This window comes from Sphingobacterium sp. KH_072, from assembly GCF_057837975.1.
Window position 1 is genome coordinate 2,391,155 of the sequence record NZ_CM174457.1, and the last position, 11,769, is coordinate 2,402,923.

The window sequence follows — 11,769 nt, forward strand, 5'->3', positions numbered from 1 at the left end:
ACAATGGCCGGAAAATGGCTACCGTGAAAGAGTATTGAGCCTAACACGGAGCAAATAATTCGAAGCGGTGATGTATAACCAATTATCAACTCCAAAAGCACAATTTGCTGTTGCTACACCGATATGTATACGACCTAGTAGTTTTCCTTCTTTGCTAATTACAGCAACTCCTTTGCCCGCTCCGACAAATATATTCCCCTGATCATCCACTTTAAAGCCATCGGGCACTGCTCCTTCTTCTGAAAAATGCGTACTAAAATCAAATAAAACTTTGCCAGATCCGATGATCTTCCCCTCTGCTAATGCGTAAGCTAGTAAATAAGGTTTCTTGGGATCACTCAAAGCAACATATAATGTCGACTCATCCGGCGACAAAGCTATGCCATTTGGCTTTTGCACATTGGAGATAATCTGCTCGACCTCGCCATCTGGCGATATCTTATATACGCCATCTTGATCAATTTCTCGATTGGTGGTGTCTGAATCGCGATCTGGCAAACCATAAGGCGGATCTGTGAAAAAGTAAGATCCATCACTTTGCTGACAAATGTCATTCGGTGAACTCAATCGTTTACCGTCCCATGAATCTGCGAGCGTAACCTTACCGCCGCTGCTTAAAGACATCTTTGAGATACGTCGATCTCCGTGTTCGCAAGCAACAAGTTCACCAGCGTGATTAATTAATAAACCATTGGAACCCGGCTCACTGCTATAGGGATGCACACCTGTATAACCGGACGGCATTAAAAAAGGTTGAAAACCATTGTCAACACTCCATTTATAGATGGTATTCCGTGTTGGGTCACTGCATAGCAAAAAGTCATGCTCAGGCACCCAAACTGGGCCTTCAGCCCATTTCATATTATCTGCCAATATTTCTATGACTTGATCAGGATCAATGATATTTTTGAAGATGGGATCAAAGCTCTCTATTTTTCCAATTGTAGAATAAGTCTGACCTTTTGCTAAAAAAGAAAGGAGCATGAAAAAGCTGCATAAAATGTATCTAATCAACGTCATATATATCAAATATAACTTTCACGGCTAAAGCATGCAAGTCTTTCGCACTGATATGTTGAAGGCGTTGAATTTAAACGCCGCTTAAACTATAAAATTCTACATTACAACTAATTTAGTAGAAGTGCAGTCAGATTCTGTCGGCACTTAAGAATTAAGCAGGTCAGCACATAGATTTTGTGGACTATATAGGTAGAATAGATCCGGTTGCAAACCGCCTTTTTAGGTCTTTTATGGAATAATTATTGTGATTACAAAAATTCACTATCTATCGTCAATTTATGAAACAACCATTTGTAATTATCTTGATGCTCTCATTTTTGAGTATCGTGACCACTCAAGGTTTTGCCCAACAAAATGAAAATCGGACAAAAATACAGTTGACCATCACTTTCGAAGGAAAAGAAATTGTAACAGATCTGACAGGAGTCAGTACTTCATTCTCTCGTAACCCTGATAATGTGGAGACAGCGGCGTTAACAGCGAAAGATACTGTTAAAGCGACGACAACCGATTACTATGGTGGCAACATTTACCTCGGTGTAGATGCACATCAAATCAGTGATGATATGCTGCGCGTATTCTCTAAAAAACAGACGCGCTTTGATGGCAAAATAACCGTTGTAGACACCTTCGCGCGCACGCCAGACCGCATAATTACCTTCAAAGATGCTGCTGTGCAGAGTTTTTCACAGCAAATGTCTACCTATGGTGAATCGTACGGCAATTCTGCGATGACTTTTAGTTGTAAAGAGATCGCTGTCAACGGTATAAACATCGAGCAGTAAGACCTGTATGAAACGTTTTTATCAAACACGTTGGGAGATCACACCTAACCGTATTGTGCTTTACCCTCAACGGAAGTTCAGCATGATAGCTATTTTCTTATTGTTGCTGGGGATTGGATTGTTCGTTCTGCTTTATAATCAGCATGAAAATTTGAAGTCGCTGTGGCCAATCGCTTTGCCTTGGCTACTATTTGTCATTATTTTCGGCACATCGACTCGGAATTGTTTAATTTTTGATAATCAATCGGGTATACTATATCATAAATGGTTAGGAATAATTACAACTAGACGTATTCCGTTTAGCGAATTACACGGTATCAATGTAGTTAATCAGAGTGGATTAGGTGGCTATAGCTACAAATTGTTCCGTAAAAAAGCGCGATATGGCCGAGGCATTGCCGTAACATCAGGATATAGCAAAGCAAATGATAAAAATGCACTAGCTTTTGTGAGCGAGGTGATTCCTGAAATACATGCGTTCTTCGATCAGCACGAAAAATTACACAATCCAGAAGCAGTGTCGGTGACTTCGTTGCGATATTTCCAGCAAGACGGAGATCAATATGTGGTGCAAGGCGCTAAGTTATCGAATGTGTTGTATGGGTTATTATTTATCACCATGTCGCTATGGATTGCCTTAGACGTATCCGAGAAAACCATCGGTATCCATATTGCACAGGTATTTATCTTATTGCTGATTGTTGTTTTTGTCAACAGTGTTTTTATCAAATTTATCTTTGATCCTCAACAGCGCACTTTGAAAAGGACAGCACTTTTTTCTTACATGAATAAAGAATATCGTTTTGATCATTTTTTAGGAGTACAGGCTGTACGTCACACCACTAATATGATCTACACAGGTACTTCGGTACATCTACATTTCGTGGATGTACCGAAAAGCAATAAGGTGATTGAATTAGAAGTTGCTTCTTATTACCGCGTAAAGAACGTCGAACGCTTTATTCAAGAGTTTAATCAGGTAATGCTCCTGTCAGACACCACCTTTTCTAAGGAAGAATTGGCTTAAGTTGATTTTGTTGGCGCTTAGATATAAGGACGTATTGAATAATAGCTTATCAAATCATAAATTGCAAGACATATATTATATTCACGGTAACAAACTTCCATTTACATCACCTTAAAAAGAAAAACATGAACTCTAAAACCCAATCCATTTTAAGTTATCTCGGCATTTTATGGTTTATCGCCTATTTTCTTGGTAAAGATCAACGCGACAGTTTAAGTCTTTATCACTTGAAACAAGGTTTCGGTTTGCTATTGACAAGCGTGATCATCAACGCGGTAGGATACCTGTTGGTTAGTGTTATTGCTGCGTTAGCATTTATTACCAACATTATCGGTATCATCTTCGTGATTTTTATCGTGCTTGGCATCTTGAATGCCGTTAATCAAGTTCGCAAACCACTGCCGCTGATCGGACATTTGTTTGAAGATCAATTTACATTTCTAGATTAATCTCCTAAGTATCTATTATACCATAAGACCATACTAAGCGAGCGGGCGATTGGAGGAATCTATTATCATGTTCCGATGTAGAAGACAAACTTCATTTAAGGGCGGACTACACGTTTTCGAAAATTGCCGATCTAACGTTTTGACAATGTATGCTTTTGATTACCTTTGCGGCACATCTATAAAACATCATGACGGTATCCAACGCCAACCAAGATACGGTAGACATTTCGCTGAATAAGAGTAGAATCCGTCTGGCCGTAGCTGCCTTTTATTTTTGTCAAGGACTTGCATTTGCTTCTTGGGCAAGTAGAATCCCGACTATCAAACAGCATTTAGGACTTTCGGAAGCGCAACTAGGTACAGTATTGCTCATGCTTCCAATCGGTCAGTTATTGACTATGCCTTTGTCCGGACGCTTAGTTTCAAAATATGGCAGTCACCGCTTGCTTCCCATCGTTGGTTTCTTATATGTAGCCAACCTTTTTACGATTGCACTTGCACCCAATATGTGGGCTTTGGGGGCTGCGCTACTTTTCTTCGGCATTATTGGCAATATGTGCAATATCTCCGTAAACACACAAGGCGTATTGGCCGAAGGGATTTATGAGCGGTCGATCATGTCATCTTTTCACGGCACGTGGAGCATTGCTGGCTTTACGGGTGCATTGATTGGCTTATTATGTATGACGCTGAAGCTCTCCATAGAGACGCATTTTCTAATCATTACCGGTATTGTATGGACGCTGAATCTGTTGAACAGGAAATATCTGGCACCGCCATCGGGCATACAAACTAAAAAAGGCGGTTTTGCCTTTAAGCCCGATAAGTTATTGATTTCTTTAGGTGTTGTTGGATTCTGCAGCATGGCTACCGAAGGCGCTATGTTTGACTGGTCTGGTGTTTATTTCGATGAAGTCGTTCATGCACCAAAAAGCTTAATTGTGTTGGGCTATGCGGCATTTATGGTGATGATGGCCTTGGCTCGATTTGTTGGAGATAAAGCACTTTCGCGATTTGGTCGACAACGGATGCTGCAAGGTAGCGGTATCTTGATGTTTGTGGGAATGGCAATTGCCGTCTGCTACCCTAGTTTGATAGCAAGCACTTTGGGTTTTATGCTCGTAGGCCTTGGCGTTGCGTGCAATGTGCCCGTAGTGTATTCCGTAGCTGGAAAACATCCAACCATTTCTTCTGGTATGGCACTGGCGATGGTTTCTAGTTTGAGTTACCTCGGCTTCTTGATCGGCCCACCGCTGATTGGTTACATCGCAGAATTGTCGAGCTTACGTTTTTCGTACGGCGTATTCTCTTTGTTTGGAATTGTGTTGTGTGCCATGTGTACTATCCTTCCAGTCTTTAAAAACACGTAAACCGTCTGATCATCAATCCAACAACTGTTTGATAGGATGCAGATTTGCATCTTTGAATTCGACCGTTCCTGATAAGAGCACGTTCGTCTCCGTCTGGCGTGTACCTGTTGCCGTCGCTTGTTGAATTTTCGTAAACCACGTGGGCAGTGGTATCGGTGCCGCCCATACTTCGGGTTGTTGATAGCGCAAATAGAATAGATCCGTTTGTGGCACGAGTTCTTCCGACCGATCGGTTGTCGAGCTGTTGGTGCTCAAACGTAGCAATTGGCCGGCTTGATTTTTATAAAATTTATAAAACATCTTTTCTGGCAAGTACGACAAGAGATGTGGCGATGCCATGAAGGAGAATGTTATAGCAGGGACGGTTTCATTTCGCAATTCACGCTTTTCCACCATTTCAAAATTGTCATCATAATCGTATGTAATGATGGTATCTGCCTGTATCACGGCCTCATTCTTCCACTGCAACTCCCAGTAATTACCTAGATAAGGCTCGATATCTTGCCAAGGAAGTCCTTGTGCTTGCAGCATTTCTTGGTGTTGCACTAGCCAAGGGCGAATGTCTGCCTGAAGTCGCATCGACAAGATATTATCATCTGGAAAGGTCGTGCCGATAGGCTTATTACTAAACCTTCGTGCTGCATCATCGAGCAATGCTGTTACCGTTATTTTACCAGCACTAAAATCCAGTGACCAGAAAGTCTCTTTGCCTCGCTGCCAAAAAATCACATCTCCCTTTGCAGATTTAGAACGTTTCTTTTTCAGAGCAGCTATTTCTATAAGATCATCTTGTGAATTCAGAAGTTGTTGCATGGTTTCTATTATACCGTCTGTTTTGGTAGGGTTCCACGCGAAAACGACATGTTGCACGTCGGCAACAATATAAAAGCTTTTGTTTTCTGTACTTCCAGACCATAGATTTGAATTATCGGATTGCAGATCGACCTGCAATCCGATAATTGAGAATACCTGCTGCAGGCGCGATAAATCATCTATCGGAAGGATACTGAAATACGCCGCTCCACCGGCAGGTGTATCGAAAAAATAGAGATTCGCGGGCAAAGAAACACCCAAATTCCAAGGACGTAGCTTTCGAAGCTCCGTGCTTGCTGAGGTATCTCGTGCGCTTCCAAAGTAAGCGGTTGGATGCCACAAAGCATTGCCTGCCAATTCTCGGAAAATTTGATCCGATTTGATTTCCAAAATTGCGGTGGCATCGCGATGCACCGATTGTGATTGCGAACGTATCTGTCTGTACGAGAAGAAAAGAATGAGCGCCAAGGCAACTACGCCAAATGGCACTACAATCCAACCTATTACTCGTACAAATCTTTTCATGTTTTTTATTTTATAGTAGGAACAAACTCATTCAACAAATCAAATAAGAATGCCAATGCATTGCCCTTGCGATCTGGAAAAACAATAGATAGCTCGGCAGAAACTTTATTTCCTTTAATGCCCGAAGACCTTACCGTAAAGTCGCCGTACTGTCCGAGTTCTTCTACCGTAGAACGCAATTGACGCTCTACAGGTATATCCATTCGATCAAACAGTTCAGGTGCCTTTTTTGTGTTGAACAAAACTGAAAATGCATCTTTTTTAGCGATATCCATGTATGGCTTGTATCCTTTTCCTTGATACTTATTCGTATTGATCTCTTGCATTTTCTCTTGATTACTACCTACGAATACGATTCCGTCTTTGATCAAGAAATACAACTGCAAAGCCGATCCGTATGACTTTGGTAGCGCATATACGCCATTGAGATTCTCTATCTTTAGTTCACCCTGTCCCGCTTCAAGCAATCTTTCGAAGATGCGGGTATCGTCCGAAGAAAACATCCACAGGAAGTCTGGCACCTGTTCGGTCTTGGTTTTCTCTACTTCCTGATAATTATAGTCTTCATCGTACACATAGTCCGTATAGCTCACTTCTACTGGCGTTACACCGTGTAAAACCAAGAGGTTATCGCCTTTGAATACTTTTCCAATGGCCTTTTCGTCGAGAATAACATCGAAGAATAATGCCGTAAGGTCGACATACTTATCATACCGACCTGCCATCGGCCCATAGTACCGCTGGAAGATCTGTGGCATATATTTGATGTAAGCCTCGGTATCCATCGCAAAAGACATAAAACCAAGAATATCTTCGTTTAGATGTGGAAGGAACTTCCGATTCATCTTTCTCGAATAGATCGCTTTGAAGTAGCGGCTCATCTCCTTATCCAATGTAGCATCGCCACGAATCACTAGCTTATTGCCCTCGACAACCATTTGTCCGCTCACCATCTCGATACCATAATCTATTTTTGGCATCTTCCCTATGCCTACCACACTATAAAGTAAGTGTGCTGGCAGATAAGATTGATATATTGCACCAAAATCTTGCAAGCGAAGGTCGGCGATCACATCATCCCCCATCTTTCCGACCTTATGTTTCTTGGCATAAGAAGAAATCGCACCCGTTGTGATTTCTTGCATACGCTCATCAATCCATTGGCTCAATAAGGTATTGATCATGGAATCTCGCGTGGTCGTATAACGGCGGTAATTCAAGTAGTAATCATCTGCATATTCTTCTTGGCCGAGTACAGAATCGACTTCATCGTACATCTCCGGCAATTGAGGTGGTGCTACGGTAATGATTTGAACTTCGGAAGTATCTGATAAAACAGCTACCGTGTCGGCGATGTCATCCCAATAATCTGCTGCTACGGCAGTATCAGCTGCCCAATCATCGTATTCTGTGTAGACAGAATCAACTGGAATCGCTGCGTCGTACGCATACTCGTCGTACTCAGGCAAATAATCATAGGACGGATAAGCTTCTGCTACTGGCTCTGGCAGCATATAGCGTTCGCGTACTTCGGGCGATTCAAAGTAGTGCTCAAAGAAGCTTGCGCCTAATACGTAAGCGGTGTTGTTGTCCCAGCTTACGCGAATGGTGCGATCTTTATTGTAAATGCTTTTCAAGCCATTGATCATTTCTATCTGACGATCAGGTCCGAGAAGAGATTCAAATTTGTTGGCATCCACCAAGGGTAACAATCCACCAAAGAACTGTACGCTATCGGTAGATTGCATATAAAAATAGGCTTTTGCATCGTAGTCAATCCCTACATCTTCGAGTTTATTAAATGTGTCACTTCCAGTCGCACTGATTGAATCGAATACACCTACTTTTTTGAAAAAAGTATTGACATCATCTATTGCGAGATGTTTGAATACCGCCTTGGTATTTACCGTAATGAGCACATTGGCCTCTGCTGGCACCTTGTTGATCAAATCCTGTGCTTGCACATACAGGATGGTTTGCAACAGCAAAAACGCCGTTATGATAGATTTAATTTTCATATGAAATTGTACTACTTATATCAATTACTTAGTTGAATCTTGTTGGATAGACTTACTCGGCCTTCTATGACTTGTAGAGCAGGCACTTTCATCATAATTGCTTTCTTATTGGGAGAGATTTTTGCCTGCGCATTGGAAACAGAATTAACCGGTTTGTCAAACCGATAAATAGCGGAATAATAGGCATCACTGAAGCTTTTTTTGCTTTCTGGGCTTAATGATTCCAATTTTTTCTTGGCTTCTGGACTAGAGTTAGATTTACGTTCAAAAACGCCGGTTTTAGGTTGGTAGGCAAAGCTGGAGTAGCCACTAATATCGACTGCGAGTTGCTTAGATAAAGTACGGGTAAATGCGTTCAGGGTTTCGACAGAGGTAAACTTACACGACAAGGTGCCGATGAAATTTGTGAAGTCTAGCGAATGTTGCACATTGGATATACCTGGAGTTTTCTGTAGTATCGAGACGATTTCGGTCATTTCTTTGCGAATATCTGCAGGTTTCGGGATTTTCATACCATCCACCTTTTCTAATTTCATCAGAGATGCTACCTTGTTTTTACTTTTGCTGAGGTTTATGGTGGCTTTAATCGTACCACTACCATCAGACTGGAGCGCCACTTCTTCGACTATATCAAAACATCCGCTTAGCAAAAAGCAGGAACTCATTATTATGAGCAAACGACTAAAATATGCAATCATATAAAATATACGTAAGGTAGGATGACCTCCCAACATCAAATTTGAAACCAAAAATAATGAAACATACTCAGTATACCTGAAATGGTAGTTAATCGTTCGCAAAATTGGTGCAAATATTCTTATATATAAATTTTTTTACCTAAATAGTAAAATTATTCCACGCGTTTAGTGTTCATACTTTTGTGGTAGTAAAATTAGAGTTCATCATTAACTTCTAACAGATGGCTTGTTGGCGCCTAGTTAGAGACCGAGCATAAATCTTGGGGTGTAGCGATTTGCTGACAAGCAAAAGTTTCATCTTAATGTTAGCAGTATTTTTTTTAAATTGTATAAATATGCATGGATAAAATCAGCGATTTTAAATGAAAACCATCGAAACGTTAGCCTTCAAGCCGCTCTCAAATTCTGGTCAGAACTTATTTGTCTCAGCATTAGACTCGCATATAGACATTGGAAAGGAGATTTTACTAAGACCACATCGAACATATTATTTCATGATGATCTGGGTGACAGACGGCATCCTTGACTATCACATAGATCAGAATCTTTGCCAAATCCAGAAAAATCAATTAATCTATTTAGCCCCTGACCAAATTCACCATTTCGATAGTCACCAAGGATTTGAAGGTGAAATTATAGCGTTTACGGAAGATTTCGTTCCGCAAAGCGCCTTCTTCCCTATATTAAATATTTTCAACAGCGCTTACGCACAAGTAAAAAGCATACAGTCTAAAGAGGCACATATCAAAGTACAGACCATATTTCGTAGCTTATCCGAAGAGTTAAAAAAAGACCCTGATGAATTTCAGCATGCAATCCTTTTCAACATGCTATATAATCTCATTCTATTTGTGGAACGGGGAAAAGTGATACAACAAGTAAAAGACATGGTTCGTAAAGATTTTCAGGATATAATGGCTTTTAAAAGCTTGGTAGCCAAAAATTACCGAGAACATTTTAATGTACAAGATTATGCGGAAATACTGGATACGTCAACACAACGCTTGGGTCAGATTAGTGCTACTGCCTTAGGGAAAACGCCTAAAGAATACATTATTGAATACATGCTCACGGAAGCTCGCCGCATGCTGAACTACAGTACGGAATCCGTTAAAGAAATCAGCTTCAGTCTTGGCTTTGACGAACCCACCAATTTTACTAAGTATTTTAAAAAACATAGCGGTGTATCTCCTACGCTTTACAGACGCGATAAAGAATTGGCACGCCGCATCTCACGTTAGCCTTCTACTATTTTTACCATTATTTTCTTTTTAATTACCTTTTTTTCACTCACCACTATCTTTAGTTTTACGAAAGTTAATCAATTCGATCACGAATTCGATATTATCCGTCACAAGCGGCGCGTGGACCTGTTATACACGTGAACTTTTATAAACTGAAGTAATACAACGAAAATAAATTAGTGAGAGGTAAATCGAAATGATCATTCATTGTAAATCGATTTAAAAAAATGAGAAAAGTTCCTTTTTTTCGGGCTTTATCATATAATATTTATCGACATACTACTAATTCATTGGCAAAGACCTCTCAAAATGAGTCAAATTAGCTTGACCCAGACGTGAGATGCCATTTTTGTTCCAAATGCAATTGTAAACAGCAGTGACCTCTACATTAGAACGCACATTAATAAAGTAATAACCATTATAACAAATGTCTAAGCAGCAAAATCTTAAAACGGTCATAATGGCCTCAGCAACTGGAAGCCTCATCGAATGGTACGACCTTCTCTTGGCGATCATCTTATCTCCTATCCTTAGCAGACATCTTTTTCCAGACGGTGATTCGAAATTTCTCGAGACATTGGCCATTGTAGTTTCATCTTACCTTATCAGGCCATTTGGCTCCCTTATTTTCGGTTTTATTGGTGATAAAAGCGGCCGTAAGAAGTCATTTTTACTATCGCTACTGCTCATGGGGGGTGCGACTTTTCTCATCGGCTGTATTCCAACCTACAATCAGGCAGGTTGGCTAGCTCCAATGATGTTACTTGTCTTACGTTTGTGCCAAGGACTTGCGGTTAGTGGCGAATATGCTGGAGGCATTATCTATGTTGCGGAGCATGCACCAAAAGGAAAGCGAGGTTTTTATACCGGATTCATCCAAGCTACAATCCCACTAGGATTACTCATCTGTTTGGCAGTAGTGTACACAACAGAATATTTTATGACTGCCGAAACCTTTGAAGCATACGGCTGGCGTATACCTTTCTTACTAAGCTCACTGTTGGTGGTGGTTAGTTATTATATCCGTCAAAAATTGGGAGAAAGCCCGATCTATACAAAATTAAAGACTGCTGGCAATGTTAGTACTAATCCGGTCAAGGAAACATTTGCTACTAAAGGAAATTTTCGTCTAATCATGCTCGCTGTTTTTGGCGGAAATGCAGCACAGGCTACAATTATGCAATCGGCTCAATTTTTAACATTATTTTTTCTGCAGCGATCGGCATATATTGAGTTGAAAAGTAGCATCCTCATTCTTGGTATTGCCACGATGTTTTCCGTACCATTTTTTCATTACTTCTCTGCCCTAAGTGATCGAATAGGTCGAAAAAAGGTTATCGTTCCTGGTCTTATATTCAGTGCAATAGCACTACCCATTATCTTTTATGGCTACGGAGCAATCGGAAACCCTGATGGGTTACAGGTAACACATGCTATATCATTCGTCACCACGCTGAAACTAGCAGGCCTATCCTTCATCCTTTGCTTTGCCAGCGCGATGGTTTACGGTCCTATGGGTATCTTTATGCTTGAGCTATTTCCTACCAAAATTAGATATACTAGCATGGCGCTTGCTTATAACATTGGTAATGGTGTACTAGGTGGATCGACAACTCTTATCGGCGAAGCTTTACGAAGAGCCGCTATTTTTGGTCCATTTCTAATGCCATTTGTATCATTAGTGTACCCCGTAATTATGATCGTGACAGCTATTGTAGTTAATATGGGCTGGGTACCGGAAACGTATCAAAACAAGTTGCATGATGACGATTATGATGATGAGCTTCCTCCAGCAGCATCCCCAGCAAATAAACTGTAAA

The 11,769-nt window shown here is 40.8% G+C and carries 10 protein-coding genes; 6 read left to right on the forward strand and 4 right to left on the reverse strand.

All coding sequences use genetic code 11. The features are described from left to right. Positions 1-18: 18 nt before the first annotated feature. Entirely contained in the window at positions 19-984 is a 966-nt protein-coding gene (locus AC3IRT_RS10960) for an SMP-30/gluconolactonase/LRE family protein (protein WP_489393292.1), read from the reverse strand. Between the two features lie 314 nt (positions 985-1,298). Here AC3IRT_RS10960 and tssD point away from each other — a divergent pair, with 314 nt between their 5' ends. From tssD to AC3IRT_RS10980, 4 genes are all read left to right on the forward strand, one after another. Then, positions 1,299-1,805: a type VI secretion system tube protein TssD gene (tssD, locus tag AC3IRT_RS10965; protein WP_489393293.1), complete on the forward strand. Its 507-nt coding sequence runs from the start codon at positions 1,299-1,301 to the stop codon at positions 1,803-1,805. A 7-nt stretch (positions 1,806-1,812) separates the two neighbouring features. Further along, positions 1,813-2,832, forward strand: coding sequence for a hypothetical protein (locus AC3IRT_RS10970; protein WP_489393294.1), 1,020 nt, complete (start codon positions 1,813-1,815; stop codon positions 2,830-2,832). A gap of 125 nt (positions 2,833-2,957) precedes the next feature. Beyond that, positions 2,958-3,281: a DUF4870 domain-containing protein gene (locus AC3IRT_RS10975; RefSeq protein ID WP_489393295.1), complete on the forward strand. Its 324-nt coding sequence runs from the start codon at positions 2,958-2,960 to the stop codon at positions 3,279-3,281. A 188-nt stretch (positions 3,282-3,469) separates the two neighbouring features. Continuing rightward, positions 3,470-4,651, forward strand: a complete 1,182-nt coding sequence (locus AC3IRT_RS10980; RefSeq protein ID WP_489393296.1) for an MFS transporter — start codon at positions 3,470-3,472, stop codon at positions 4,649-4,651. A 12-nt stretch (positions 4,652-4,663) separates the two neighbouring features. On the opposite strand, the gene AC3IRT_RS10985 is transcribed toward AC3IRT_RS10980, so the two are convergent. From AC3IRT_RS10985 to AC3IRT_RS10995, 3 genes are read right to left on the reverse strand one after another with little or no spacing between them, the layout of a single operon-like run. After that, entirely contained in the window at positions 4,664-5,989 is a 1,326-nt protein-coding gene (locus AC3IRT_RS10985) for a hypothetical protein (protein ID WP_489393297.1), read from the reverse strand. A 5-nt stretch (positions 5,990-5,994) separates the two neighbouring features. Then, positions 5,995-8,007 carry a hypothetical protein gene (locus AC3IRT_RS10990; RefSeq protein ID WP_489393298.1) on the reverse strand — a complete coding sequence of 671 codons (2,013 nt, stop codon included), beginning with the start codon at positions 8,005-8,007 and terminating at the stop codon, positions 5,995-5,997. 20 nt (positions 8,008-8,027) lie between these two features. Beyond that, on the reverse strand, positions 8,028-8,672 hold the full coding sequence (locus AC3IRT_RS10995; protein ID WP_489393299.1) for a hypothetical protein: 645 nt from the start codon (positions 8,670-8,672) through the stop codon (positions 8,028-8,030). 395 nt (positions 8,673-9,067) lie between these two features. Here AC3IRT_RS10995 and AC3IRT_RS11000 point away from each other — a divergent pair, with 395 nt between their 5' ends. Together AC3IRT_RS11000 and AC3IRT_RS11005 are read left to right on the forward strand one after the other, a co-directional pair. Next, a complete protein-coding gene (locus AC3IRT_RS11000) occupies positions 9,068-9,946 on the forward strand; it encodes an AraC family transcriptional regulator (protein WP_489393300.1) in 879 nt (292 codons plus the stop codon). Positions 9,947-10,376: 430 nt separating this feature from the next. Then, on the forward strand, positions 10,377-11,768 hold the full coding sequence (locus AC3IRT_RS11005; RefSeq protein WP_489393301.1) for an MFS transporter: 1,392 nt from the start codon (positions 10,377-10,379) through the stop codon (positions 11,766-11,768). The last annotated feature ends 1 nt before the right edge of the window (position 11,769 follow it).